Annotated in this window: 21 protein-coding genes and 1 pseudogene; 7 read left to right on the plus strand and 15 right to left on the minus strand. The window is 46.4% G+C overall.

All coding sequences use genetic code 11. From position 1 onward, the window contains the following. Positions 1-3,146, minus strand: a pseudogene (locus tag ACXLDX_RS07780) (efflux RND transporter permease subunit); the annotation flags it as partial. A 2-nt stretch (positions 3,147-3,148) separates the two neighbouring features. Further along, positions 3,149-4,345: an efflux RND transporter periplasmic adaptor subunit gene (locus ACXLDX_RS07785; RefSeq protein WP_457576624.1), complete on the minus strand. Its 1,197-nt coding sequence runs from the start codon at positions 4,343-4,345 to the stop codon at positions 3,149-3,151. A 376-nt stretch (positions 4,346-4,721) separates the two neighbouring features. On the opposite strand from ACXLDX_RS07785, the gene ACXLDX_RS07790 reads away from it, so the two are divergent. The 3 genes from ACXLDX_RS07790 to ACXLDX_RS07800 all read left to right on the plus strand — a co-directional run bounded on the left by ACXLDX_RS07790 (position 4,722) and on the right by ACXLDX_RS07800 (position 8,060). Then, positions 4,722-6,044: a TolC family protein gene (locus tag ACXLDX_RS07790; protein ID WP_457576625.1), complete on the plus strand. Its 1,323-nt coding sequence runs from the start codon at positions 4,722-4,724 to the stop codon at positions 6,042-6,044. A 38-nt stretch (positions 6,045-6,082) separates the two neighbouring features. Then, entirely contained in the window at positions 6,083-6,625 is a 543-nt protein-coding gene (locus tag ACXLDX_RS07795; protein ID WP_457576626.1) for a type I restriction enzyme HsdR N-terminal domain-containing protein, read from the plus strand. A gap of 85 nt (positions 6,626-6,710) precedes the next feature. Then, complete coding sequence (locus tag ACXLDX_RS07800) at positions 6,711-8,060, plus strand: class II 3-deoxy-7-phosphoheptulonate synthase (RefSeq protein ID WP_457576627.1); 1,350 nt, start codon at positions 6,711-6,713, stop codon at positions 8,058-8,060. A gap of 214 nt (positions 8,061-8,274) precedes the next feature. Here ACXLDX_RS07800 and ACXLDX_RS07805 read toward each other — a convergent pair whose 3' ends face one another. After that, a complete protein-coding gene (locus ACXLDX_RS07805) occupies positions 8,275-8,439 on the minus strand; it encodes a hypothetical protein (protein ID WP_457576628.1) in 165 nt (54 codons plus the stop codon). A 55-nt stretch (positions 8,440-8,494) separates the two neighbouring features. Here ACXLDX_RS07805 and ACXLDX_RS07810 point away from each other — a divergent pair, with 55 nt between their 5' ends. Continuing rightward, positions 8,495-9,943, plus strand: a complete 1,449-nt coding sequence (locus tag ACXLDX_RS07810) for a DegQ family serine endoprotease (RefSeq protein WP_457576629.1) — start codon at positions 8,495-8,497, stop codon at positions 9,941-9,943. Between the two features lie 44 nt (positions 9,944-9,987). Here ACXLDX_RS07810 and ACXLDX_RS07815 read toward each other — a convergent pair whose 3' ends face one another. Both ACXLDX_RS07815 and radA read right to left on the minus strand, forming a co-directional pair. Further along, entirely contained in the window at positions 9,988-11,277 is a 1,290-nt protein-coding gene (locus ACXLDX_RS07815; protein ID WP_457576630.1) for a cyclic nucleotide-binding domain-containing protein, read from the minus strand. A 446-nt stretch (positions 11,278-11,723) separates the two neighbouring features. After that, on the minus strand, positions 11,724-13,103 hold the full coding sequence (gene radA / locus ACXLDX_RS07820) for a DNA repair protein RadA (RefSeq protein WP_457576631.1): 1,380 nt from the start codon (positions 13,101-13,103) through the stop codon (positions 11,724-11,726). Positions 13,104-13,321: 218 nt separating this feature from the next. Here radA and ACXLDX_RS07825 point away from each other — a divergent pair, with 218 nt between their 5' ends. Together ACXLDX_RS07825 and ACXLDX_RS07830 are read left to right on the plus strand one after the other, a co-directional pair. After that, entirely contained in the window at positions 13,322-14,116 is a 795-nt protein-coding gene (locus tag ACXLDX_RS07825) for an EI24 domain-containing protein (RefSeq protein WP_457576632.1), read from the plus strand. A 3-nt stretch (positions 14,117-14,119) separates the two neighbouring features. After that, complete coding sequence (locus ACXLDX_RS07830) at positions 14,120-14,584, plus strand: CYTH domain-containing protein (RefSeq protein ID WP_457576633.1); 465 nt, start codon at positions 14,120-14,122, stop codon at positions 14,582-14,584. Positions 14,585-14,615: 31 nt separating this feature from the next. Here ACXLDX_RS07830 and ACXLDX_RS07835 read toward each other — a convergent pair whose 3' ends face one another. The 6 genes from ACXLDX_RS07835 to ACXLDX_RS07860 form a co-directional block, all read right to left on the minus strand. Then, a complete protein-coding gene (locus tag ACXLDX_RS07835) occupies positions 14,616-15,866 on the minus strand; it encodes a diguanylate cyclase (protein ID WP_457576634.1) in 1,251 nt (416 codons plus the stop codon). A gap of 544 nt (positions 15,867-16,410) precedes the next feature. Continuing rightward, positions 16,411-16,947, minus strand: a complete 537-nt coding sequence (locus tag ACXLDX_RS07840) for a 2-oxoacid:acceptor oxidoreductase family protein (protein WP_457576635.1) — start codon at positions 16,945-16,947, stop codon at positions 16,411-16,413. After that, a complete protein-coding gene (locus tag ACXLDX_RS07845) occupies positions 16,944-17,756 on the minus strand; it encodes a 2-oxoacid:ferredoxin oxidoreductase subunit beta (protein ID WP_457576636.1) in 813 nt (270 codons plus the stop codon). Before ACXLDX_RS07845 ends, ACXLDX_RS07840 begins: the two co-directional genes overlap by 4 nt. A 1-nt stretch (position 17,757) precedes the next feature. Continuing rightward, positions 17,758-18,906, minus strand: a complete 1,149-nt coding sequence (locus tag ACXLDX_RS07850) for a 2-oxoacid:acceptor oxidoreductase subunit alpha (RefSeq protein WP_457576637.1) — start codon at positions 18,904-18,906, stop codon at positions 17,758-17,760. Continuing rightward, on the minus strand, positions 18,896-19,120 hold the full coding sequence (locus ACXLDX_RS07855; protein ID WP_228855073.1) for a 4Fe-4S dicluster domain-containing protein: 225 nt from the start codon (positions 19,118-19,120) through the stop codon (positions 18,896-18,898). Before ACXLDX_RS07855 ends, ACXLDX_RS07850 begins: the two co-directional genes overlap by 11 nt. Before the next feature lie 254 nt (positions 19,121-19,374). After that, complete coding sequence (locus ACXLDX_RS07860; RefSeq protein ID WP_457576638.1) at positions 19,375-20,322, minus strand: proline dehydrogenase family protein; 948 nt, start codon at positions 20,320-20,322, stop codon at positions 19,375-19,377. An 803-nt stretch (positions 20,323-21,125) separates the two neighbouring features. Here ACXLDX_RS07860 and ACXLDX_RS07865 point away from each other — a divergent pair. Continuing rightward, a complete protein-coding gene (locus tag ACXLDX_RS07865; protein ID WP_457576639.1) occupies positions 21,126-21,800 on the plus strand; it encodes a GntR family transcriptional regulator in 675 nt (224 codons plus the stop codon). Between the two features lie 92 nt (positions 21,801-21,892). Here ACXLDX_RS07865 and hemW read toward each other — a convergent pair whose 3' ends face one another. The 4 genes from hemW to ACXLDX_RS07885 form a co-directional block, all read right to left on the minus strand. Then, the gene (gene hemW / locus ACXLDX_RS07870; RefSeq protein WP_457576640.1) at positions 21,893-23,056 is read right to left on the minus strand and encodes a radical SAM family heme chaperone HemW; all 1,164 of its coding nucleotides are present in this window, start codon (positions 23,054-23,056) and stop codon (positions 21,893-21,895) included. Further along, a complete protein-coding gene (gene radC / locus ACXLDX_RS07875) occupies positions 23,023-23,757 on the minus strand; it encodes a RadC family protein (RefSeq protein WP_457576641.1) in 735 nt (244 codons plus the stop codon). Before radC ends, hemW begins: the two co-directional genes overlap by 34 nt. A 158-nt stretch (positions 23,758-23,915) precedes the next feature. Then, positions 23,916-25,340 (minus strand): Asp-tRNA(Asn)/Glu-tRNA(Gln) amidotransferase subunit GatB, encoded by a 1,425-nt coding sequence (gene gatB / locus ACXLDX_RS07880; RefSeq protein ID WP_457576642.1) that lies wholly within the window; start codon positions 25,338-25,340, stop codon positions 23,916-23,918. A gap of 618 nt (positions 25,341-25,958) precedes the next feature. Then, positions 25,959-26,504 (minus strand): hypothetical protein (locus ACXLDX_RS07885; protein WP_457576643.1); only part of this gene is annotated, 546 nt, incomplete at its 5' end.

The following is a 26,504-nucleotide window of genomic DNA, read 5'->3' on the forward strand; positions in this document are numbered from 1 at the left end:
ATCATCTCTCTGTTACGCACCTCTTCCTCCACATCCACAAATCGTTCCCGCATGGTTTCAAGAATAACATAAACAACTGGAACAAGCATTGTGGAGACAAAGGTTGCGGCGACCATTCCGCCAAGAACAACCACACCTATGGACCGCATGGTCATTGCTCCGGCTCCCGCCGCAAAAGCCAGAGGAATAACCCCGAAAACAAAGGAAAGAATGGTCATCATGATAGCCCGGAAACGTAAACGTGCCGCCCCCATGGCAGATTCAACAATGGAAACCCCACTCTCCCGTTGTTCTTTCGCCACTTCAACAATCAGAATGGCATTTTTGGAAGAGAGACCGATAAGCAACACCAGACCGATCTGGGCAAAAAGATTATTGTCCAGTCCGGCCAGGTTCTGACCAAGCAACGCCCCCAGCATAACCAGGGGGACGGAGACAAGAATCATGATGGGCAGTACCCAGCTTTCATACTGTGCGGCCAGAACAAGATAAACAACCACCAGGGCGAAACTGAACACCAGAATTTTTGTATTGTCCGCCAGTTTCTCCTGGTATGACATTCCCGACCATTCAAAACCATAGGTATTATTGGCTGGAAGTACTTTTTCCGCTAGTTCGGCCATAGCCTGCATCGCCTGCCCGGAGCTGTGTCCCGGTGCGGCAACCCCGTTAATGGTGATGGAGCGGTACATATTATAATGGGCGAGATCTGCAGGCCCGGTGATTTTGTTCACTTTTGCCAGGGTGGCCATCGGCACCATATTGCCCTTGTAATTCTTGACATGGAGGGAGGATATATTGCGTATCTCACTCCTGAACTTTTTATCCGCCTGGACAAAAACTCTGAAAACTTTACCGTATTTCGTAAAATCATTGATATAGAATGAACCGAGATAAGTCTGCAGGGTCGCAAAGATCTCCCCCATGTCCACCCCGAGGGCCGCTGCTTTTTTCCTGTCAATATCAATAAACAGCATCGGATAATTGGGTGCGTAAGTGGTGTAGGCCCGGCCGATCCGGGGATCATTATTGGCTGCAGCCACCAGTTTATAGGCATAGTCAACAAAGGTGTTCAGGTCACCGGCGGTATAGTCCTGCAACCTGAAATCAAACCCGCCCACGGTCCCAAGACCGGGAATACCCGGCAGATTGAAAGCCGCCACATTGGCATCGGAAATCACTGCACATTTTTTATTGACAGTTTCAATAATACTCCCGACGGAAAGTTCGGCAGCCGTTCGCTCCTCCCAGGGAACAAGAGTTACAAATCCTGCTCCGGCACTGGAATCAAGGGTGGAGCTGAGCATGTTAAAACCGTCAATAATAACCAGATCCTTCACCCCGGGTATATCCAGAACAATACTCTCCACCTGCCTGCGAACTTCTGTTGTTTTTCCCAGTGCCGTTCCAGGTTTCAGGTTAAACATCACCAGAAAACCGCCCTTGTCCTCTTCGGGAACAAAGCCTGTAGGCGTAACGGAGAAAATATAATAGGTGCCGTAGAGCAAAACGAAAAAAATAAGAACAACAATCCAGCGAAACCGGATGAGCAGCTTAACAACGGCAAGGTACACATTGGTGAGTTTTTCAAAAAGAGTGTCAAAAAGAGTAAAAAGGACAAATTTTCCCTTTCCGTCCGGCAGTCTTTTGATAACTATCGCACTCAAAGCCGGAGAAAGAGTCAGGGCATTGATGGATGAAATCATGACAGCAAAACTGATCGTCAGGGCAAATTGCCGGTAAATCGAGCCGGTCAGTCCCGGCATCATGGAGACAGGCACAAAAACCGCCACAAGAACAAGAGTTGTGGCGATTATGGGGCCGATCAGCTGCAACATGGCCTCCTTGACCACCTGGGGGATGGTAAGTTCCTTTTTTTCAAGCATGATTCTCTCAACACTTTCCACCACCAGAATCACGTCGTCCACGACAATACCAATGGCCAGGATCAAGCCAAAGAGGGTCAGGAAATTGATGGAAAACCCTGCAAGCTTCAGTATACCGAAGGTACCCACAAGGGAAACGGGTATAGCTACCGTCGCTATGATCGTGGGCCGCCATGAGCCGAGAAAAATAAAGACGATCAAAATAACCAGGGCAACTGCTATCACCAGGTTCTGGACAACGTTTTTTATGGCAATCTCCACAAAAAGAGTGGTGTCATAGGGAATGGAATACCGGACTCCTTCAGGAAAACGATCCTGCAGTCCCTTCATCGCTTCAACTATTTTTTCCTTGATGGTCAGGGAGTTGGAGCCCGGCAACTGATAAATCCCGATCAGTGCTGCCGGTTTTTTATTGAGAATGGCATTCCAGTCGTACATTTCTGCACCAAGTTCAATCCTGGCCACATCTCGAAGGTAGACAAGCGTTCCGTCTTCCCTGTATTTTATAACAATATTTTCAAACTCGCGGACATTTTCCAGACGGCTGTCCGTTGTCAGGACAAACTGAACCTGTTGATCATCGAATGCCGGAGGAGCACCTATCTTTCCCAGAGCTGCCTGACTGTTCTGGGCCTTGACCGCTGCAATAACTTCTCGGGGGCTGAGACCCAGAGCGGCAACCCTGTCCGGATCCAGCCAGATACGCATGGAGTATTTTTTCTCACCCATGTTTTCAGCTTTGCCCACACCCGGAATTCGACGCAGTTCATCGAGAACATTAATATTGACATAATTGCTCAAAAACCCTTCATCATATTTTTCATCCCCTGTCACTGCGACAAAACAGACTATGCTCGGAGACTGTTTGTCGACTACAACCCCCTGCTACCTGACCTCTGCGGGCAGTTGCGGTGTCGCCATGGAGACCTTGTTCTGTACATCGACCGCCGCTGTGTTGAGATCATAGCCCGGTTCAAAATAGATATTAATTTTACTGGAACCGGAACTGGTACTGGAAGACTGCATGTAAATCATCCCCTGAACACCATTAATCTTATCCTCCAGGGGTCTGGTCACCGTTTCTTCAACAGTGTAGGCGTCGGCCCCGACATAGTTTGCAGACACTACAACTGTCGGAGGGGTAACATCCGGATATTCCTGTATCGGTAAAATTGCGAGAGAAACCAGTCCTCCCAGCACAATCAGGAGAGAAATGACCATGGCAAAAATCGGTCGCTTTATAAAAAAGACAGAAAGCATGGCTACTCCTTCCCCGGGATCATTCCCTGCTGCCGCAATATTGCCGTTATACCCTTGCTCTCAGTTACATCGGTGGGATCAACCCTGATGCCGGGCCGAATCCTGGCAAGGCCGCTGAGAATAACTCTTTCACCGCCCTTCAAACCGGCTGTTACCGCAAGATAGTTCCTGGTTTCCAGACCGCGACTGATATCAACACGCTTTACTTTCGCATCGTCATCAACAGTATAGATATAACTGCCTCTCTGGTCATCCAGGACAATTCCCGGAGGCACCATGATAAATTCCGCCTTATCCGTAACGAAAAGATCAACATAGACAAAGGTACCTTCCAGCAGATCGTGGTCAGGATTATCCACTCTGGCTCTCATGGTGATGGTCCCGGTCATGCCATCCACCCTGTTGTCGTTGAAATCCACCACACCTTTGAGGGGCTTACGGTCCAGCATTTTCGTGTAACTGTCCGGCACCGTAACTCTTGCGTCAAGAACGGCCCTGGAACGATACTGTCTGACCAACTGAAACTGCTCTTCATCAGGGCTGAAATAAGCATACATGGGGTCATCAGCGACAATGGTAGCCAGAAGTGTCTTGTCCCCGTAGCCGACAATATTTCCCACATCTGTGTTGATTCTACCTATCCTTCCTGAGATCGGTGCAACAACATCCGTATACTGCAGATTTAACAGCGCATCTCTCAGGGCGGCCCTGTCGGCCTTAATGGTCGCAGCCAGCTCCATAAGCCGTACCTGGTACTGCTCAAGAGTTACACGGGGAGCAAGCCCTTCAGCCACCAGCGGTTTATACCGCTCAACATCGGCCCTTGCCAGTTTCATGGAAGCCTGATCCCCTTCCAGCTTTGCCTTTGCTCCGCTTACAGCCGCTTCGTATGTTGCTTTTTCAATGGCGAACAGTTTTTTTCCTTTTTCAACATAGTCCCCTTCGTTGAAAAATGCGGCTTCAAGCCTGCCGGCGACCCTTGCCCTGACTTCAACCGTCTGACTTGCCTTTGTTTTCCCCGTGTATTCTATCCAGATCGGCACCTTTTCTTTTTGCACAACAATAACTTCCACCGGCAGTGGAGGGGGTTCAGCCTTCTTCCCTTTTTTGTCAGACTGAACCTTATCCTGCTCATTGCTGCACCCGGCTGCGATAGAAAAAAGGAAAAACAGCACAAGGAAAAACAATTTGTATCTCATGACAAATCCTTTTGCCCGGTAAAAACACCGGGATGTTGATTTCTGGAAATTACCACGGGGTCAAAAACTCTTTGTTTTTATTACCTCTGAACTGTAACTGCCCGCAGGACCCCAAATTGAAACAATTGTATCTGAGCACCACAACCTCTCTCTGCAGGCAGATATAATCGTTCAGATAAGCGAAGACTCTGCAGTCCGGATGCCTGAGAGCAGTTACGATTTCTATTGAAAACTCAATTGTCACCTGCGATTAAGAACTTTACCTAACCAGATCGTTATGGTAGGAAATAATAGGAATATATCAAGCCTAAATCCTTTAATTACCGTTTGTCAACTAAAAGATTCCCTGAAAATAACTGACTTGGTGGCTCTGCCGATGAAACGAAACAGCTTCTTCAACCTGTTCCTTCCCTCTGTGATTCTCTTTTTGCTGCCCGTACGATTTGCCGGTGCTGCAGACAAAGACCTGCAGACACTTATTTCTCTCGCCCTGACCCACAACCCGCAGATGGAAATAGCAAGGCAACAGATCAACCAGGCCAGAGGACAACTGACAACCACCCGGGCCGCTTACCTGCCCAGAATCAGTACCGGAGCGGGAAGCAGTTATACGTATATCCGGGACCTTACGCCGGAAGATAAAGATACGGTGATCAATGCAAATATCAACGGCACTCAACTTCTCTATGATTTCGGTAAAACCGGAAGGCGGATAGATGCAGTCAGGTATAACCTTGATGCCGCCGGATTCAACCTTAAGCAAACAGGCCAGAAAATCATTTTCCAGGTAAAACAGGCATATTATTCTCTCCTGGAAAAAATCCACCTGGTGTCCGTGGCTGAACAATCCGTGGCCACCTACAAAAAACACCTGTACCGCGCCGGTAAATATTATGAGGCAGGCGTGAGAACCAGAATAGATATAACAAATGCGGAACTGGAACTGGCCAATGCACAACTTGATCTGCTTCGTGCCCGCTCCGATACTCAGATCGCCAGAACAAAACTTGAACAGGTAACAGGCGTCCCCCTCAAGGGAAAAAAAGACATACTCAACACAACCATTCTCCCTCTGTCTGAAATGATCAAAATCCTGCCTCCCCCTCCCCCTCCACTGGAATCTCTCCTGGAGACTGCCCAAAAACAAAGGCCCGAACTCCAGCAGGTAGCACAACAGTTGAAAGCAGCCGGCGAAGGGATAAAACAGGTAAAAGCAGAGTACTGGCCCACCGTCACGGCAACAGCATTATATGAAGACTATGAAACCGACCTTCAGTCTTTTCATGACCAGTGGCAAATCGGCGCCGGTCTTACCTGGGAAATATTTTCCGGTTTTGAAACGGAAGGAAAGCTGGCAGAAGCCAGGGGAAAAATGAGGGAAATAAATGGCCGGAAAAATGAACTGGAGCTGGCTGTTATACAAGATGTTACCGACGCGTTTCTCAGGGCAGGAGAACATTGGGACGGTATCAAAATTGCCGATATGGCGGTAAAACTCGCAGAAAAGAACCTGGATCTGGCCGAAGGGAGATACAAGGCCGGCCTCGGAGACATGATTGAATTCAATGACGCGCAGCTCAATCTCACCAGAAGCCGGTCCAACCTGATAGGAACATATTTTTCCTACCTTACAGCCCTGGCTGCAATTGAACTGGCAACCGGAACCACTCCTGAACCGGCACGGCCTGAGATGAAATAACTCCGCAATAACACCCCTCTCTCTCTATATTGTCGACAATGAAAACACCCAAACCCCATCACCTCATTTACGGAACCTTAAAAGACTACCTCACGGGAGAAGAACTGACCGATACGGATGATGAACGTATTCGGCAGTCTCTCAGCAGGCTGATGGTGGAAAAAAAAGGGTACAAACCGAAAAATCTTCAGCCCAGAAGAAAAATTGAATCACTTTTTACCTCTAATTTTGTTACATCTATCATTGAACTGACCGTTTCACGGCAAAACAGGGAGTTTATGATTATCCGTTATGGACCGGGCTCCCTTGTTTCCCGGGAGCGATCAGCAATTGCAGCCGCAAGAATTCTCAACCCGGATTACAGAATTCCCCTGGCTGTGGTGACAAACGGCAGAGACGCGGAGTTACTGGATACCAGGAACAGCAAAATCCTTGCCCATGGCCTGGAGTCAATACCAGACTATGATGACGCAGGAGAACTTATCAGCAAACTGCAGTTTCTTCCCCCGCCCACTGCAATACAAAAAGAAAGAGAACTGAGAATTCTCAACACCTTTGATCTGGAAAGGTGTTGTTTTTAAGCAATTACAGTTCAGAGGTAATAGAGTTGCTACCCCTGTGACCAATTACGTTTTTTAAACCTCAAATTTAAAGAAGGACAAACGCATGACGCCAAAGCAGAATAACTGGACAAGATCAAGCTGGCAGGCTTACACTGCCCTTCAACAACCCACCTGGCCCGATCAGAAAAAGGTTGACAATGTACTGGAAACGCTCTCTCTTCTTCCCCCTCTGGTTTTTGCCGGTGAAATCCGCTCCCTCAAGGAATTTCTGGCTAAAGCCGTTACCGGTGACGCGTTTCTCCTCCAGGGTGGTGACTGTTCAGAAAATTTTTCAAACGTAACTGCACCAAACATCAGAGAAACCCTGAAAATACTCTTGCAGATGGCAGTTGTCCTCACCTATGCCGGGGGGAAACCGGTCATAAAAGTGGGCAGAATTGCCGGTCAGTTTGCCAAACCCCGTTCCTCGGACACGGAAACCAATGACGGTGTTACCCTGCCGTCATACCGGGGAGACATGGTCAATGAGGCGCCCTTTGACGAAAAAAGCCGGACACCCAACCCGAAATACATGTTGAAAGGGTACAACATGGCCGCCTCCACACTCAACCTGCTCCGGGCTTTCACCAGGGGTGGATTCGGCTCCCTGCGCAGGGTTACGGCGTGGAACCAGGAATTTGTCGCCCACTCCCCCATGGGGCGATCATACGATCGAATGGCCAAACAGATTGACCAGGCTATCCGCTTCATGGAAACAATCGGCATTTCATCTGACACTCCTCAGATCAATCAGACCCAGCTGTTCACTTCCCATGAAGCCCTCCTTCTCCAGTACGAGGAAGCCCTTACCAGAAAAGATTCCATAACCGGAGACTGGTACGACTGCTCTGCTCATATGTTGTGGCTGGGAGAACGGACGAGACAGGTTGAAGGGGCACATGTGGAGTTTTTACGGGGTGTGCATAATCCCATTGGCATAAAAATAGGACCAACCTACGATGTGGATGATGTTAAAAAACTGATTGAGATCCTGAATCCTGACAATGAGGCCGGCCGTATAACGCTCATAAGTCGACTTGGCGTGAAAAATATTGAAAAAGTCTTCCCCCCCCTGCTCCGGGAAATGAAAAAGGAAGGATTCAATATCGTCTGGAGCTGTGATCCCATGCACGCTAATACCTACACGGCGACTTCCGGACACAAGACACGTAATTTCAATGATATCCTTTCGGAAATAACCTGTTTTTTCGAAATTCACTGGTCGGAAGGTACAATTCCGGGTGGAGTGCATTTTGAAATGACCGGCAATGATGTAACGGAATGCACCGGAGGGGCCCATAATATCGTTGACGAAGAACTGGCCAGCAATTACCTCACGACCTGCGATCCACGACTGAATGCGGAGCAGAGCCTGGAAGTTGCCTTTCAGATTGCCGATATGATCCGCAGTTAGTCTCCGGAAACGATATTTTTCGCACTTGCTCACAAGCATCCCGGATTTTTTTCAAAATCGAGTTGCAGAAAATTTTTTTACAGACTCTTTTGTTCGCTATAGCCTGCCAATGCGGACAAAAGAGACCGTGAAAAGCTGGAGCTCCTGTGAGCAAGTACAACGCTGTTTGATTTTCCGATGGTAAAAAATCTCCCGCAACGGTCTATATTACATTTCAGTAATCTTTCTTGACGTTGTTTTCTTTGGATTTACAGTTCCTTTTAAACCCTTTATCTGAAAATCCGCGGTTGAAGGTTTTATTGCCGCAGTCGGGATTTTCATTGGCTTTTTGCACCCACTGGGCATAAAGCCCGGCCATGCCGGTTATCCTGTTTCTCAATGCCTCTGGTCCAGTACGGGCCGGGATAAATAATCATATTAAGGAGACTTTACCCATGAAAACATCCGTTATGAAAACGCAACCCAGGGCCATTACCCTGCTGTTTGCATTCTGTCTTGCAGTGGCATTAACCCTGCAGACTGCTGCCCATGCCACGATGGCGCCGGCCACATCAAAAATGTTCGTGGATGTGGTAAAGAAGGCAAAACCTGCTGTTGTCCACATAAAAGTGGAGAAGATAACCAAGGCCGGAACCAGAGGTCCGGTTCCTGAGGAATTCTTCAATAATCCATTTTTTGAACAGTTTTTCGGCCCCTACTATCGCCAGCAGCACCCCAGGCAGCGGGAATTCAAACAACGGGGTCAGGGTTCCGGATTTCTGATCAGTAAAGACGGTCTTATCCTGACCAATAATCACGTCATTGAAAACGCCGATGATATCAAGGTTGTACTGTCGGATAACAGGGAATTTGAAGCAAAACTGATTGGAACCGACCCCCTTTCCGATGTGGCTCTTGTTAAAATTGACGGAGCAGGGAACCTGCCGGTCCTTCCCCTGGGAGACTCAGACAAACTGGAAGTGGGGGAATGGGTCATAGCAATCGGCAATCCCTTCGGCCTCAGCCAGACCGTGACGGCCGGAGTTGTCAGCGCCAAGGGACGCTCCAACGTCAGGATAAACGACTATGAAAATTTCATCCAGACCGATGCGGCCATCAACCCGGGAAACAGCGGTGGGCCGCTGATCAACGGTCAGGGTGAGGTTGTTGGTATCAATACCGCACTGTTTTCAAAAACGGGCGGTTACATGGGAATAGGTTTTGCCATCCCCATTAACATGGCAAAGTCTATAGAAAAACAATTGCAGACAGAAGGAAAGGTCACCCGCGGATGGCTGGGTGTTGTTATTCAGGATATCAACGAGGACCTTGCGGAATCCTTCGGTCTGGACGACAGCAAAGGAATTCTGGTCAGTGAAGTACAAAAGGATTCTCCGGCAGACAGGGCGGGCCTGAAACAGGGAGACGTCATCCTCCGTTTAAACGGTAAAACACTCAAAAACGTCGCCGAACTCAGAAACAAGGTTGCACTCATCGCCCCAGACAGCAAGGCAACACTCCTGGTCATACGTGATGGAAAGAAGAAAAATATCAAAGTCACTATTGGAGAACAACCGTCGGATTTTGGGCGAAAAGGCTTACCTGGCACTGAGAACATCCTGAAGGATTTTGGTCTCGGTCTCCAGAACCTCACCCCTGAACTTGCGGAAAGGTTCGGATACCAGAAAGATGCGGGTATCGTAATCAGTGATGTGAAACCAGACAGTCCGGCAGCCCAGGAAGGACTGAAACCCGGTTATCTCATTGAGGAAGTCAATAGAACAAGAGTCAGCAGCCTCAAGGAACTCCGAGCTGTTCTGAAAAAATCGGCCGGCAGCAAGAGGATTCTTCTCCGGATAAGAGCGGGAGACTACAGCAGATATGTAGTGCTCTCAAAGAAATAAAAACCCGCCGATAAATAAAGAAAGCCGTATCCCGTCCGGGCGGTTTACCGTCCGGGCAGGGATGCGGCCCGTTTTTTGCTGGCCAGGATCTCTTTTTTTCTTGATAGCGCTATTGTTTCGAAAATACTCACAATAACAGGTAATTTTTTCAGGTCATCTGTAGATATTCTACGGAGTACCAGATCGGTTTTGGCGATAACGGTTGCCGTCCGTTTTAATTCACTGCCAAAATAAGCCATCTCGCCAAAAATAGTTCCCGCTTCAATAGTGGCCAGCCAGTTACCGTCCCTGTCGACGGTTGCAGCAATGCCGCTGTCCAGGTAATACACACCATCGGGTACACTGTCCACCTCGATAACCGTTTCCCCCTTTCTGCACCATTCAAGACGAAAATATCTTTCCCATTTCGTGTCAACAACCAGGGCATGATAATACCGGGGATTAATGGCCTTGAGAAGCTGCTTTGACAGGTGGAAAATACGCTCCCCCAGGGAATCTCTGCTCTTTTCCATCAGCTTCATCCCACAACGATCAAAATCTTCAGCAGGAAAAGGGTACTCCCGGATATACTCCAGAATACGTTCTGTCCCGATATCAGCTCGTCCCGTCAGATCCAGGAAATAATTCTGGACCTCCATCAACATTTCCCTCACCCTGGGAAAATCAGGTTCTATTCCTTTCTGCAGGTCACCGGTAAAGAACTCCATCGCCTCGTTTTTCATGGCAATAAAACGAAGCAACCGGCTCTTGCCCACTCCGGCGGGGTAATTCTGGATACCGGGAAGACAGAGCGTAAAAATATTCATCGGATGCAATACACTTGTAAGACTGACCTTTGCCATGGTCAGCAGAAAGTTATCATATCCCTTCTGATATCTCGCCACCTCCCTGTCCATGAGCAGATCGGTGCCAAAATATCCGCACAACTCCTCCAACCTGTTTGCTACTGCAAAGCTGGACCCGAATTTAACAAGCCTGGAACCCAGCCTGGCGGATGTTATGTCTCCAAGCAATATTCCCATGCGTGTGGGCTGGAGCCTACCCTCAGCCACCGCCTCGGCGATTTTTACAGCAATTCCCAGGGCACGACTGCACACACCCGATTTTCCTTCTCCGGATCGTTTCTCAAAAATAATCAGGGAGCCGTCCCCGGCTGACGGCTCAATTTCCAGAGGGCCATTGATGTTATGATCAACCAGATTATAAATCGCAGTATGATACTCAATCAGAAAATCCTTGATTTCCCCAGGACTCATGGCGGAGGTTGTCCAGGAATACTTGACCATATCGGTCATAAGAATGACAACTTCTCTCTCGTCAGGACATTCTGTCATTTGTCATATCCACCGGTTTTTCTGGTCGTAATTGGTCACAGGGATAGCAACTCTTTGATTTTATTACCTCTGAAGTGGGGTCTCTTCGGAATATCAGTTTATCACGCCAAGAAAGAAAATTCCGACAATTACCGCCACAAAAAAAATCGCCACCTTCACATTGATGCTGTTATCCTCTTCGTGCCCTTGATGCATGTCTGACATTGTATTCTCCTTTATTAAAACTATCACAGGGTTTATAACTCTACATTTTCATTACCTGTGAACAGCAATTACTCACGGGTAACTGCATTTTGCAGGCATTTTTGTTCGCTATAGCCTCTTATACGACCAAAAGAGACCATGGAAAGCAGAGGTGCCTGCGAGCAATTACCCAGCACTGATGTGCTGACTGCAGAAATCAGGGACTCTCGAAGCCATGACGCCCAATGACTCACATCTTCAGATTATTCAGAAAAAACAACCTCCAGCAGTTCCTGAAGTGTGGAAACCCCCAGCAGTCTTATCTGCGGTTTCCAGCTCATTCTCTCCCTGTTGCTTTTCGGCAGTATAAATCGGGTGAATCCCAACCGTTCAGCCTCCTTCACCCGGATATCAACATGACCTATCGCCCTGATCTCCCCCGCAAGCCCGACCTCACCACAAACCACGGTAGCCGAGGGGATCGGCTTTTCCATCAGGCTTGATGCCAGGGCGCAGATAACCCCCAGATCGAGGGCCGGCTCATCGATGCGTATTCCCCCTGCAATATTGAGAAATATATCATGGCCGTACATGTCCAGTCCTGCCTTTTTTTCCAATACAGCACAGAGGAGTGAGAGCCTCTGGGGATCGGCCCCGATTGCTGTTCTTCTAGCCGTTCCAAGGTTGGTCGGGCTGACAAGTGCCTGGACCTCAACCAGAATCGGCCTGGTTCCCTCCACACTGGGCAGCACCACCGAACCTGGTTCATCCAGGGGGCGCTCCGCCAGAAAAATCTCCGAAGGATTCTTCACCTGCACCAGCCCCTCTTCCTTCATCTCAAAAACCCCGATTTCATTGGTGGAGCCGAAACGGTTCTTGACTGTCCTCAGGATACGAAAAGCATGACTCCGATCCCCTTCAAAATAGAGAACCGTATCAACCATATGCTCCAGGACTTTCGGACCGGCAATGGCTCCGTCCTTGGTGACATGTCCCACGAGCACCACGGGAATATTTTCTTTTTTTGCCAGTTCAAGAAGACGGTAAGCCGACTCCCTGACCTGAGTCACAGAGCCGGGAGAAGAGGATATCTCGGAACAGGTGAGGGTCTGTATGGAATCGACAGCCAGGAGCCCCGGTTTCATGGTGGTTGCCATGGCAACGATATTCTCCACTCCGTTTTCCGTTGCCAGGAACTCCATGGGATGAATGGCGCTCAGACGCCGCGCCCGCATTTTTATCTGGCGGGCCGATTCTTCTCCAGAAACATAGAGTACTTTCCTGTTTTCATCGGCAATGGAGGCCAGCAAATGAAGAAGAAGAGTCGATTTACCGATCCCCGGCTCTCCCCCGATAAGAACCACCCCACCAGGAACGATCCCACCCCCCAGAACCCTGTCAAGCTCTTCGATACCCGTGCTGATACGCTCCTCATCCCCGTCCGGAGCCAGATGAAGAGGGACCGGTTCAACTCCCCCTTGCAGGAGAGACCTGCCGGAAGAGACCGGTTGATGCTCTTCCAGGCTTTCCCATTCTCCACATTCCGGGCATCGCCCAAGCCATTTCACCGTTCTGTAGCCACACTCCCGGCAGACAAAAAACGTTTTTTCTTTTTTTCCCTTTATTGTTCCCATTGCTGCCATTGTACCTTACCCCATGAAATATGGGAAATAATCCTTTGCGAAAACGTCCTGCCCTTTACAGAAAAGCAAAAATACCTATATTCTGCAACGTTGTCGACAATTTCAGAGCTGTACCGTCTGCAGAGACAGACGGCAACCTGGACCCGTGAGTAAGGTCTACGGCTGCTCTGGAATGGGGGAAAGTGATTTTTCTCAACCTGAATCCTGCACTTCATACAATGAAAAAATATACCGAATCACAACCAGTATCTCGGACCCGGATACCTCTGCTCTCTTCAATCGGTTTTATGTTCCGCCGCAAACGTCTGCTTGGCTGGTCACTCCTGCTCGTCCTTATCACTTTTGGTCTGACCTGGGTGGGCTATCTGTTTTCCATTGACCTTATTACCGGGTTTACCGGCAGTTTTTTTGCCCACCCTCCGGAGAGTGGAACAATCATCGGCTGGATCAAATTCAAAGGCTGGCTGATCGCCGGCTGGCTTTTCCATGTAATTACCGGAATTGTCTCATTCTACCTCGCCTTTCTTCTTGCCTACACCATTACAACCCCTGGTTACGCCTTTCTCAGTACTGCTGCTGAAAAACTATATGCCGGCGAACTTTTTGATGTCGACGAAAATTTTTCTATGGCCGGATTTTTTGTCGATATTCTTGAAGGCATCAAAATTGCCTTTTTCGGAATATTTGTCACTGTAACCGCACTTTTTATCAACTTCATTCCCGGAATTGGTCAGGTGGCGGTTTTTCTGCTCTATACGTATTATTCGGCCCTTATGTTCATTGACTATCCCGCCTCACGACGCAGGTGGTCCCTGGGAAGGAAAATCGGATGGCTGCAGCATCATTCCGCCCCGTCTCTCAGGATCGGTATTCTCCCAGCCCTGGTTTCCATGATCCCGATAGTAAACATATTCGCCATGGCTCTGCTCTTTCCAGTTCTTACCATTCATGCTACACTGAATTTTGCCGCCATTGAACTGCAGGAAACTGAAAATAACTTCTCACAGGGGTAAAAAATGGGGAAAGAGATCGAAAAGAAGTTCCTCCTGAAAAATGAAAACTGGCGTAAACTGGCAAAAGGAAAAAAATATTGCCAGGGCTACCTCAGCACTGAGAAGGGGAGAACTGTTCGTGTGAGAATTATAGGGGAAAAGGGGTTTCTCACAATAAAGGGACCCAGTAAAGGAGAAACCCGGCTGGAATTTGAATATGAAATCCCCCTGTCCGAAGCAAATGAACTCCTGGAAAAACTCTGCCATAAACCATTGATACAAAAGACAAGGTATAAAGTCCCCTTTGCAGGATTTATCTGGGAAATTGACGAGTTTGAGGGTAAAAACAAAGGCCTGATTTTAGCGGAAATTGAACTGCAACACGTGGGAGAAACCTTTGCCGTCCCCGAATGGATTGACCGGGAAGTAACAGATGACCCCAGGTACTATAACGCAAACCTTGTTACCAACCCTTTCTGCAACTGGTGAGAGGGGTTCCTGTGAGTAATGACGTTTCATCTCACAACACAATAATATTACGCCCGTTCTGTTTTGCCCTGTAGAGACAGTCATCTGCCGTTTTTATCATCTCATTCAGAGAGCCGAGATGACTGGCGCACAGGCCGCCACTTATACTGACAAAAACCGACTCCCCTTTTTCCGTGGTTGCCATGGCGTGTTCCTGGATATTTTTTCGTAACTCCTCCAGCAGACACCAGCCCCTGTCTTTATCTGAACCTTTAAGCAGCAGACAGAACTCCTCACCACCGAACCTGGCAACGATATCATCTGGTCCTACACCTTCAAGAAGAACCTGTGCCACCCTTTGTATCACCTTATCTCCAACATCATGACCAAAACTGTCATTGACCTTCTTGAAATAATCAATATCAACCATCGCACAGCAGAGATCTTCACCGTCTTCAACTGTATGGGTATACAGTTTCTCACCCCGGTCAAAAAAGCAGCGTCGATTATACAAACCTGTGAGGAAATCCTTCATTGCAGATTCTTTTATTTTCTCAATCAGGTTCAGGTTCTCGATACAATTGTTTATGCGGCTGTAAAATTCTTCAACCAGAAAATCCTGCTTGATGAAATCATTGGCGCCATTTTTCAGAAATCTGGCGCCTGCAGTGGCATCCTCTCCCTTCCAGGTTCCGATAATAGACAATGAATCAGCCGGATGACTCTCCCTGATCTTTCTACAGAGAGTGCAACCATCCATATCCTCAAACTCAGCCCCGGAAATGACAAGACAGATTTCAGGATAACGGGCCAGTATTTCCAGGGCATCCTGCCCATTTGAGGCTGTAACAACACGAAACCTGTGGACATAAAGCAGTTCTGATATTGCAGTTCGAAGTGGGCTTGACTGGTCTGCAATCAAAACAAGCTTGCTGCTGTTCCTCCTGAGTCTAACCATCGCCTTAATGACATACTCCAGACTGCTGGGATCATCTTTTAAAATATAATCAGCAACCTTCTTTTTCCAGACATGCTCGCGAACGGTATCGCTCATATTGGCAGTGAAGACAATGGACGAAATGCCCCTGTCCAGCACCTGATCAATAACTTCACCATCCGGTGCATCGGGAAGATTAAAATCGAGCAGAGCCATTGAAAAACCATCACCCGCCATATCAAGCAAGGTAACCGTCTCTTTCATGGTTCTGGTCCAGAAAACCGGTAGATCAAACTGCTCTTCAATTCTGGCTTTGACCAGGCGGCCATACATCGGACTGTCTTCAACAAGCAGTATTCGATCCATGTATCCCTCAATAAGAATCTTGATTACCCATGAAACTCAGCCAACTTGGGAATGTGCCTGCTTTATCAGGCTGGCCTACGGTCAAAAATCACTGGAAATCTCAATTGACAAGGAATTTAAATGAAAAATGTCAGTCCAGATTATTTTCAAACCAGTACAAGGTGATTTTTGAAATACGCCTGATAAAACAGGAACATCCCCAGGTTCACAAGTATCAGGCTGAGTTTTGCACGTAATCAGCGTTCCACCTGGGCGTTGCCGGGGCAAATTTTTTTGTTATTTAGAAGAATAAGAATTATTCTATATTATCATAGGTCAGGAAAGGGAAAAGAGTCAAATGGATAATTTTGTCTGAAAATCCATGGCTGAAGGTTGCCGCAGTCAGGTTTTCATTAGCTTTTTGTGACTGAACCGTAAAATCCGGTCATGCCGGTTTATCTGACAATCCGCAGCAGATGGTCGCAAAAAAAAACCGGCACCCCTTTCGAGGCACCGACTTTTTTAACATCCAACAAACCTTTTACTCAAATCCAGTATTCCCGCTTCACTCGGCCCCCAGAGACAGACCAAGATCAAAAGCCTTGTTGTTCATTGCAAGAAAATCCTTTGGAACCCTGTCCGCCACCGCTTTCATCACAGAAGCGGGTTTCAACAGCTCTGTGATACCGATCAGGGCCCCAAGAACACAGATATTGAAAACAATCGGTTTGCCGATTTCTTCCATTACCGTGTCATACATCGGCAACTCTGTCTGTCGTGCATCAATTTTTTTAATGGGTTTGACAAAGCGACTGTCGGTAAGCAATGTCCCTCCAGGACGAACGATGGAAGAGTAGGTATTATAAGCTTCCTGGGTCAGACAAACCAGGACGTTCGGCTGAACAACTTCCGGAAAATGAATCTCATCTTCTGACAGAATAATATCACTCCGTGTGGCTCCACCCCTTGCGGCAGCACCGTAACTCTGCGACTGGGTAGCGTTTATCCCCTCGTGAATAACTGCAGCCTCAGCGAGAATGATAGCCGCCGTAATAACCCCCTGTCCGCCGGATCCTGAAAAAACAAGTCGGGTTCGCTTCATGACGCACTCTCCTTCTTCATGGCAAAAGCAATTAATTTGTCATATTCTTCACAATATTCCGGTTTATCCGTATCAACAAAGATCCCGCGGGGAACCAGGTCGGGATTTTCCTTCAACGCCTTGGATCCTATCTTTGCCGTATTGGTTTTATGGATTTCCAACATGGATGCGGCATCACCTTCCTTATTTTTCCGACCATAGTGGGTGGGGCACTGGGAGAGAATCTCTACCACAGAGAATCCCTTATGTAAAATCGCCTTCTTGAGAATATCCGTGGACTCCTTGGCATGAAATGCCGTTGAACGGGCTACAAAGGTAGCCCCCGCAGCAGTCGCCAGTTCAACCACATCAAAATTATTATCAATGGTTTTATATGGTGCTGTTGTGGCATTTACACCGGGACCGGAAAGGGGAGAAAACTGTCCCCCCGTCATCCCGTAAATCCGGTTGTTCATCACAATGGCGGTTATATCAATATTCCGTCTCGCCGCATGAATAAAGTGATTACCTCCAATCGCCAGAGCATCACCGTCCCCCATGGGCACGATAACGTTCAATCTCGGCTGGCTCAATTTCACTCCGGTCGCACAGGCCAGGGCCCTGCCATGCATGGTGTGCAGTGAATGGAAATCAACATACCCGGAAATTCTTGCGGAACAGCCGATTCCGGACGTCATGACAATATCATTCTTTTCCAGTCCCAGTTCCTCGATAGCCCGCAGGAGCGAATTCAAAATAGTTCCATGGCCGCAACCGGGGCACCACATATGGGGGAAAAAACGTTCCCGTAAATAATCCTTAACAGCCATATTATACTCCCCTCCCCTGGATAACCCGAAGAAGTTTCTTGATATCTGACGGTGTAACAAGGTGCCCGTCAATACGATTGGCCAAAAACACGCGGCCCGGCTTTTTAACAGCCGCCTTGACCTGGGCGGTGATCTGCCCCATATTCATTTCCACCACAAGAACAGCCTTGGCATCGGCACACTTTTCCTTTACCAGTTCCACCGGAAAAGGCCAGAGAGACTGCAGCTCAAGAACACCTATCTTTTCCCCTCTTGCCCTTCTTTCCCGGGCAAGGTGGATTGCAGACCTTGCGGAAGATCCGTATGAAATCATTATATACTCAGCCCCCTCAAGATAATGCTCTTTATATCTTGTTATGACATGAATATTGTTGTCTATCTTGTCAACAAGATGGCGGAGAAGCTCATTGACCACCCGGGGATTATTTGAAGGAAAACCCCACATGTCATGAAACAGTCCGGTCACATTGTAACGATGTTGAGCACCAAAGTCAGACATGGGAAGACGACCATCTTCTCTTGGCAGGTAGGGATGGTAATCGACATCCTTACCCAGAGATGTACGCAGTCGACTTACAACTTCATGTTCTCCCGTTTCCGGGATAACCAGTTTTTCGCGCATATGACCCACTGCTTCATCAAGCAACAGAATCACCGGAGTCCTGTAGGTTTCTGCAAGGTTGAATGCCGCAATGGTAATTTCAAAGACATCCTGATGGTTTGATGCCGTAAGGGCAATAATGGCATGGTCTCCATGGGTTCCCCATCTTGCCTGATTAATATCCCCCTGGCTGACATGGGTCGGGTTTCCTGTTGATGGCCCGCCTCGTTGTACATTGGCGATTACACACGGAATTTCGGTCATGCAGGCATAGCCTATGGCCTCCTGTTTGAGAGAAAAACCGGGTCCGCTCGTTGCCGTCATGGCTTTTCGTCCGGTAAGCGATGCACCGATTACAGCGCACATTGAGGCAATTTCATCCTCCATCTGGATAAACTTTCCCCCACGTTCCGGCAGCTTTCTTGAGAGAATTTCTGCAATTTCCGTTGAAGGTGTAATAGGGTAGCCGGCAAAAAAATCCACTCCCGCATACAGCGCCCCTTCAACACAAGCCTCGTTGCCCTGGACGAATCTGATATTATTCTTCATTGTTCTCACCCTGGTCTGTCAGTACCTCGATTGCGAGATCCGGGCACCGTAGTTCACACATTTTACAACAGATACAGTCCTCCGGCCTGACCGCCACCGATTTATCTTCTGCGTCAAGCTCCAGAACCTTCGTCGGGCAAAAGTGAACACAAATACCGCATCCTTTGCACCAATCCCGGTTTATCACAATTTCCCTGAGTTTCTGCCTGGCCATACCATCCTCTTAAATATTGATTATATTTAATCAAATATTAAATTTCAGAGTTTCCTGTTCCATCAGGAACCCCCATTAAAAACGGCTTGCACATCCATCATTTTCTGAAAATATCAAAACAGTCAAAAGATGGAAATATTCTGTACTCTCTATATCAAAGAAATCGTCTGTCAAGCTGTAATTGTAGTATCAACTCATTTTTTGACTTTTTTCCAACAAAGTGAGTATATGTACAATACAGGCACAGGCAGGAATTACCCTTTTTTGAATAGAGCTTTTATGATCACTCCTGCCATTTTCGGGTTCTCCTTCAATCTCCGGGTCGAATAACCGAACCATTGCTTCCCGAAAGGCACATAAACACGCATTCGATGCCCCTTATCCAGAATGGATTTTCTCAATCCGGGTGTGACCCCATAGAGCATCTGGAATTCGTATTTATCCACGGGAACCTTGTATTTTTCTATCAGCTTGAAAGCTCCCTCCACCAGGGGAATATCGTGGGTTGCTATTGCCGGATACATCTTTTTTTGGAACATCAACTCAATATCGTCCAGAAAATGGTTGTTCACTTCTTCATAGTTTTGAAATGCAATTTCTTCCGGCTCAACATAAATACCCTTGCATACCCTTAAGTTTACTGGAAATTCTTCACTGTTCAAATCTTCCAAACTTTTAATATCTTCATGGGTTCTTCGCAAATAGGACTGAACAACAAGACCGACATTTCCCGGATACTCCTGTTTCAACTTCCTGTACATATCAATCTCCATATCCGTACAGGGAGAATCCTCCATATCGATACGTATAAAATTTCCGTAAGATGCGGCCTTGGCCACAATTTCCCGGATATGGGTAAAAGCAACATCCTTATCTATCAACAACCCAAAAAATGTCGGCTTCAAAGAATAATTTCCCTCAACACCGGCTTTTTCGGCCGCATCAATAACATCCAGGTATTCCTTTTTGTTTTCTTCCGCCTCTTCCAGAGTAGTAATGAATTCGCCAAGAACGTCAATGGTCGTCAGTATCCCTTCGTCATTGAGTTTTTTTGCATTTATAATCGCCTCCTCAATGGTTTCACCGGCTATATATTCTTTTGAAAACATCCAGACCAGTTTTTTCGGCATATACGGAAGAACTCCGGCAATCATTTTGTTGAACATGGCAACCACCTCGATCTCTACACATTTTTCATTCATCCCTTTCCAGAATATCATTGACCAGCACTGAAACTCAAATTATTCCACCACCTCGGTTTTCTATTACGGAAAGGGCGCCTTTAATTGCACCTTTAAATTGTATACAATAACTGCACACAAAAGGCAAGCCGCGATGGCTGGAAGAGTCACCGTGTAAGAGACTTTGAAAGTAACTACTCACAAGGGCAATAACTCTTTGATTTTATTGAATCTGAACTATGCTTACCGACAGGCAGACCAGGGGTCATCTTTTTTCTCGTTAAGTGAAAGTATTTTTGTATACAGTAATTAAATACAGTTTTTGTGTTTTTTTCTCCGTGAATGAGTATAATTATCCTCAAGCTCATAAATATCAGACTGAGCTTTGTACGTGATCAGTGTCACGTCAACGATGAAATGACGTAATATTGCACTGTAATTTTTTTGTGCCATTCTGTCTGTGGCTTTGAGCGCATAGTAGTGCTATGTAACATAAGCCGCAGGCGGAATGGCGCGAAAAAGGACAGGCAAGATACATCAGAGCAGTGTTGACGGGACACTAGATTCTGTTTTGCTGAAAATCCCACCGCAAAAGTTTTTTCTGCCACACTTAAGGGTGCCTTGAAAAATTAGATTTTTCGTTCGAGATCAAGAAACAGTTAAAATAAAAAGCGCAGCATATTCATTATTTTTCTTTTTGCTGTAACACTTAGATCGGGCGAAAAGGCAATTTTTCAAGCTGGCCTTAAGAATTTCATAGCAGCGGTGCATTTATCGGAGCTGAACCTTATGGGGTCCAGCTATGCTGGTTAGAAGGAAAGAAAATGAAAAAAGAATCACAAAAAATTAATTCAGAAGATGCCGTTTACCAAAAACTCAAAAGCGCTATCAGAAAAAGATATATCAAACAGGGCAGCCAACTTGTGGAAATAACTCTTGCGCAACAACTTGGAGTCAGCAGAACTCCCGTCAGAAGCGCAATAAAACGGCTTGAAGCCGAGGGGCTGGTTAACAGCATTCCAAACCGTGGAGCCTTTGTCATTACTCCAACACTAAAAGAAATTGAAGAGACATTCCTGGTGAGAGCTCAACTTGAGAAAATGGCAACCAGACTTACTGCGAAAAAAATCAGTGAAAACCGGGTGCGTGAGCTTGAAAATATTATAAGGAGAGAAAAAGAAGTATTTGATAAAAACAATCTTGATGAATATTTCGCCGTAAACGATCTGCTCCACCTTAAAATCGCTGAATTATCAGAGAACAAGGTTCTCCATGCCTATATCAAAGAGTTACTGGACCGAACCCGAATTTTTCTTATTCTTTATGATCCGTTTTTTAAACTGGAATACAGCCCCACTACCGAACACCAGGCAATAGTAAACGCTCTGAAAGGCAGGTCTCCGGAAAAAGCAGCACAGGCCGTGGAGGACCATATTAAAAGCTCAATTGAGGGTCTTGAGGCAGCCGGGATTTTACCTGAAGACTATCTCTCAATTTAAGAAACGTCTTTCATTCTACCCGAAGCCGGCAATTAAATCATCTGTCACGGATACGCCCCGAACCCATTCAGGCCCTGGAGAACAAGTGCGTTTCAGACCAGTTCCACCATTATACCGTTGGCCAGATTCCACCCTTTGTTCGTGAGTCGCAGGTATCCACTGTTTATCTCCAGTAATCCATGGGCCAGCAGGTTTTTTAATGTTTCGCCGTAATACGAACGGGCGTCAATACTATACTTTTCCTGCACCACGCTTAATGAAACACCTCGTTTCATCCTGAGCCCCATAATTATGGTTTCACGAAAGGACTTTTCTCTTGAGAGACTTTCGCTCTCCTCAACCACCGTCTCATTTCGCCGGATTCTTTTGATATACTCTTCCGGGCCATCAATCCGTTTATCCCTTCTGCCATGGTAATAGCTGACGCTTCCTGCTCCTGCTGCAAAGTATTCTCCGTTCATCCAGTAATTCTTATTATGGCGACACTCAAAACCGGACCGCGCATAATTGGAAATTTCATACTGGTGGAACATGTACTCAGCACAGACCTGCTCCGTTATTCCGTCAATTATTTCAAGTTCATGTTCATCAGGAAAACAGAAAACCTTTTCCCGCCTCAACCTGTTCATGGGTGTTCCCGGCTCAAACATCAACTCGTAGAGTGAGAGATGCTGGGGCGCCAGTGACACTGCCTTTTCCAGTGATTTTCTCCACGATTCTCCCGTCTGGCCCGGAAGGCCAGACATGAGGTCAATATTTATGTTGGAAAAGCCTGTTTCCACCGCCATCCGGACTGCATCTTCCGCTTCTCTTGCTGTGTGTCTTCTCCCTGATCCTGACAATTCTCCATCAACAAAGGATTGAACCCCCAGAGAAATTCTATTGACCCCGCTCCAGAACAAGTCTTGGAGAGATTCCTTATTTACTGTGCCTGGATTCACTTCAATTGAGACCTCTGCCGTACACTCAAAATTAAAAACTGTTTTTGTGTGGTTTATTATATCTGCAAGGAGTCCGGGTGACAGCACAGTAGGGGTTCCACCACCGATAAAAAGAGTTGTTACCCTGCTGTCTTTTTCTGCAGCAACTGCAATTGAAGAAATCTCTGTTTTCAATGCATCTACATAGTCTTTATAAAGATATTCCTTGCCGGGAAAAGAATTAAAAGAACAGTAACTGCATTTGGAAGTACAGAAGGGAATATGTAAATACAGATAAATCACTAATCCAGGAATTGACGCGCAACGGACAGACACTCTTTTTTCAAAGAGTCCATATAGCCGTTATCTGCAAAGCTGTAATAGCCATCACCAACAATGATATGATCGAGGAGACGAATATGCATGTAATGACAGACCAGCAATAATGTTTTTGTGAGACGAAAATCCTGCGCGGATGGTTCGAGTGAACCTGAGGGGTGATTGTGTGCAACGACCATTGCCGCCGCGTGAAATGAGAGAGCCCTCGCCATGACTTCCCTGGGATAAATGGTATTGACATTAATAGTGCCTTCAGCAATGATTTCCGAGTCAATAACAGCATGGGAAGAATCAAGATAAACAACCGAAAAAACTTCTTTTTTCAAACCCCTCATCGAGTAAACAAGATATTCTGCAACTTCTTTTGAATTTTGAATATAGCGTTTTCCAACGATTCGTTCTTTTAGATAGTGGCTGGCAACACCATGGACAAAATGAAGGGCAAAACTGTTTTTGGGCCCCACCCCCTTGACATCCAGAAGTGCTTTGGTTGGAGCTTCAAGAACCCTGGCAAAGGAACCGAATTTCTTCAAAAGAGCTCTGGCCTGCTCTTTACAATCTCTTCTGGGTGTTCCAAACGACAACAGCAGTTCAATAATTTCTACATCCGTAAAACCCTCTAAACCTTTTTCAAGAAATCGATCACGAAGGCGTCCGCGATGTCCGCTTCCTTTTTTCTGCCACTGCTCTTTGTCCACAGTCAGTTGAAAATGTAAAATTATGAGATTAACAACCTATCAGAAAAACAGCCATTTACCAGGTCCCACAAAACACCAGAGCGTAATAATCAGTAAGTTTTTCGTAATTGATCACAGGGGTAGCAACCCTGTGATTTTATTCCCTGTCTAAGGCTCTGTTATTTATTCAGTTCATCTGCAAAAAGTTTGTTGGCCATCTGTGGGTTCGCTTTGCCTTTTGTCCTTTTCATAAGCTGACCAACGAAAAAACCCATCAGTTTTGTTTTCCCTTCTCTGAAATCTTCAGCCTGGCTTGGATTTGCAGCAACAATTTCCTGAACCAATGCCCTTAACTCACCCTCGTCTGAGACCTGGAGAAGGTTTTTTTCTTTTACAATAAGATGTGGATCCTTCCCGGTATCCATCATGTCCAGAAAAACAGTTTTCGCTATTTTTCCACTGATCGTTCCTTTTTCCACCATGGAAATCAGGGAACCAAGATATTCTGGTGTAACCTTGCATTCCAGAACTGACAGCCCCTTTAATTCCCTCAGTAATTCTGTCATTATCCAGTTGGAGGTTTTCTTCGGCCCGGCCCCTGTCAGAACCGCCTTTTCAAAAAACTCGGAAAGGTCCCTGTCTCCAGTCAAAATATCCGCATCATATTCCGGAAGATCATATTCCCTGATAAATCGAGATCTTTTCTGATCCGGCAGCTCAGGTAAAGATCTTCGAATTTCCTCTATCCACTCCTCGTCAATTTTTACAGGAATAAGATCAGGGCATGGGAAATATCGATAATCATGCGCATCTTCCTTTCCACGCATCGACTCGGTGCAGTTTCTGTCAGGATTCCACAACAGTGTTTCCTGAACAACCTGCTCCCCATCAAGAAGAATATCCCTCTGTCTCCTTACTTCAAACTCAAGGGCACTTTGGACGTTTCTGAAGGAGTTCATATTTTTAAGTTCAGTTCTTGTGCCCATTTTATCCTGCCCCTTCGGTCTCAGTGAAATATTTGCATCACAACGAAAGCTGCCTTCCTGCATATTTCCATCGCAAATATCAAGATATCTCAGGATAAGATGAATTTTTTTCAGGTAAGCATATGCTTCAGCAGGTGACCGCATATCGGGTTCAGAAACTATTTCCAGCAGTGGTGTTCCCGTTCGATTCAAATCCACATGTGAAACTGGCTCCAGGCTATCGTGCACAAGTTTACCCGCATCTTCTTCCATATGCATCCTGGTTATTCCAATTGTTTTGACCTGCCCTTCCACTTCAATATCAACAGAGCCGAACCCGATAATCGGTAAATCAAACTGGGAGGTCTGATATCCCTTCGGCAGATCGGGATAAAAATAGTTTTTTCTGGCAAAAACATTGTACCTGTTAATGACTGACCCGGTTGCCAGTCCCATTTTTATTGCAAATTCCACAACCTTCTTATTGAGTACCGGTAAAACACCCGGCATTCCCAGGCAGACTGGACATGTATGACTGTTTGGAGGTGCGCCGAATTCCGTAGAACATCCACAGAAAATTTTTGATTTTGTTTTCAGCTGGGCATGTATTTCAAGTCCAATTACAGTTTCAAACTTCATAGTATTTGTATTTCCTGATGTTTTCTCTAATTTATATCGCTTTTTTCTCTCTCTTTAGTTCCCTGTCGAGAGTGTCCCGTCGACGGTGAAAAGACCTATCTTGTGCCTGTCAACAAGTGGTCTTTTTTCCCGATATCGGCGATATCTGAAAAATTTTATCATGGAATATCAATAACGTACTTGCGATAAAATTTCCCGTCCGCCTTGATTTCGAACAAAAATCCTCATTTCCGGACAGACACTATCTTGCATATGCAGGGAAAAGAGGCTGTAAAAATCAAAATACTTCCCAGAAGGGTAATTGCCCTCCGGATAAGAACAGAGTCAAAAAGAATCCGAAAAAATGCTTCTAAATAAAAAAAATTATCTTGATAACCCCATGAAATTCAGCCAAATTGTGGATGTGCCTGTTTTATCAGGCTAGCCTACGGTCAAAAATCACCGGAAATCTCAATTAATAAAGAATTCAAATGAAAAAGTGTCAGCCCAGGTCATTTTATAATCAGTCTAATATGGTTTTTGAAATACGCCTGATGAAACAGGCCCAATCCCCAGACTCACAAATAACAGGCTGAGTTTTATGGGTAATTACCAAAAAAACAATTATTTTGGAAATGTCTACACGGAACTATTGACCCAACCACCAATTTTCCGCAACTCCTGACGCCAATCTTTTGAAATCCTGATTTCAAGAAAAAGCAGAAACAATTCATTTACAAGCCGAATAAGTTCCTCAATTAAAAAAATCCGCTCCAGAACCATTCCTTCAATTTCTTCATTGTTTTTCTCCCCGCGTCCTTCAGTAACATCGGTTTTGGGAAGTCTTACATTTCTGAACTCCATCAAGGCCGCAGCCAGCGTAAAACTGAACTCATAATCGCCTTTAGTCAGTACAATTCGAGCCTGCTCCAGCTTTTTACCCATCTTCAAACCAGTTCGCGCTTCCTGTAACTCAGCCTGAAGCCCAGAACAGATAATTCTCTCAGCTGCCTCTCCCTCTCCAACCTCAAGCAACATATGTTTTTCAAAAACAACCGCAATATCTCCTGATTCAGGTAGGTTAACAGTCCCTCCCCTTTCCTCGCTTTTCCACCAGAGCCAGGTAAGAAATTCCTGTCCTAGAAACTTTTTTTCAGCTATAAGATCAACTAAATCCATTCTTTT

The sequence above is a fragment of the Desulfomarina sp. genome (assembly GCF_054039375.1).

Coding starts and splice junctions, on each gene's coding strand:
- ACXLDX_RS07785 (WP_457576624.1), bottom strand. CDS start 4,345: ATGAGATACAAATTGTTTTTCCTTGTGCTGTTTTTCCTTTTTTCTATC.
- ACXLDX_RS07830 (WP_457576633.1), top strand. CDS start 14,120: ATGGGGAAAGAGATCGAAAAGAAGTTCCTCCTGAAAAATGAAAACTGG.
- ACXLDX_RS07795 (WP_457576626.1), top strand. CDS start 6,083: ATGAAAACACCCAAACCCCATCACCTCATTTACGGAACCTTAAAAGAC.
- ACXLDX_RS07850 (WP_457576637.1), bottom strand. CDS start 18,906: ATGAAGAATAATATCAGATTCGTCCAGGGCAACGAGGCTTGTGTTGAA.
- gatB (WP_457576642.1), bottom strand. CDS start 25,340: ATGAAGTTTGAAACTGTAATTGGACTTGAAATACATGCCCAGCTGAAA.
- ACXLDX_RS07835 (WP_457576634.1), bottom strand. CDS start 15,866: ATGGATCGAATACTGCTTGTTGAAGACAGTCCGATGTATGGCCGCCTG.
- ACXLDX_RS07840 (WP_457576635.1), bottom strand. CDS start 16,947: ATGAAGCGAACCCGACTTGTTTTTTCAGGATCCGGCGGACAGGGGGTT.
- ACXLDX_RS07810 (WP_457576629.1), top strand. CDS start 8,495: ATGAAAACATCCGTTATGAAAACGCAACCCAGGGCCATTACCCTGCTG.
- ACXLDX_RS07790 (WP_457576625.1), top strand. CDS start 4,722: ATGAAACGAAACAGCTTCTTCAACCTGTTCCTTCCCTCTGTGATTCTC.
- radA (WP_457576631.1), bottom strand. CDS start 13,103: ATGGCAGCAATGGGAACAATAAAGGGAAAAAAAGAAAAAACGTTTTTT.
- ACXLDX_RS07815 (WP_457576630.1), bottom strand. CDS start 11,277: ATGACAGAATGTCCTGACGAGAGAGAAGTTGTCATTCTTATGACCGAT.
- ACXLDX_RS07825 (WP_457576632.1), top strand. CDS start 13,322: ATGAAAAAATATACCGAATCACAACCAGTATCTCGGACCCGGATACCT.
- ACXLDX_RS07800 (WP_457576627.1), top strand. CDS start 6,711: ATGACGCCAAAGCAGAATAACTGGACAAGATCAAGCTGGCAGGCTTAC.
- ACXLDX_RS07865 (WP_457576639.1), top strand. CDS start 21,126: ATGAAAAAAGAATCACAAAAAATTAATTCAGAAGATGCCGTTTACCAA.
- ACXLDX_RS07855 (WP_228855073.1), bottom strand. CDS start 19,120: ATGGCCAGGCAGAAACTCAGGGAAATTGTGATAAACCGGGATTGGTGC.
- ACXLDX_RS07860 (WP_457576638.1), bottom strand. CDS start 20,322: ATGAATGAAAAATGTGTAGAGATCGAGGTGGTTGCCATGTTCAACAAA.
- ACXLDX_RS07845 (WP_457576636.1), bottom strand. CDS start 17,756: ATGGCTGTTAAGGATTATTTACGGGAACGTTTTTTCCCCCATATGTGG.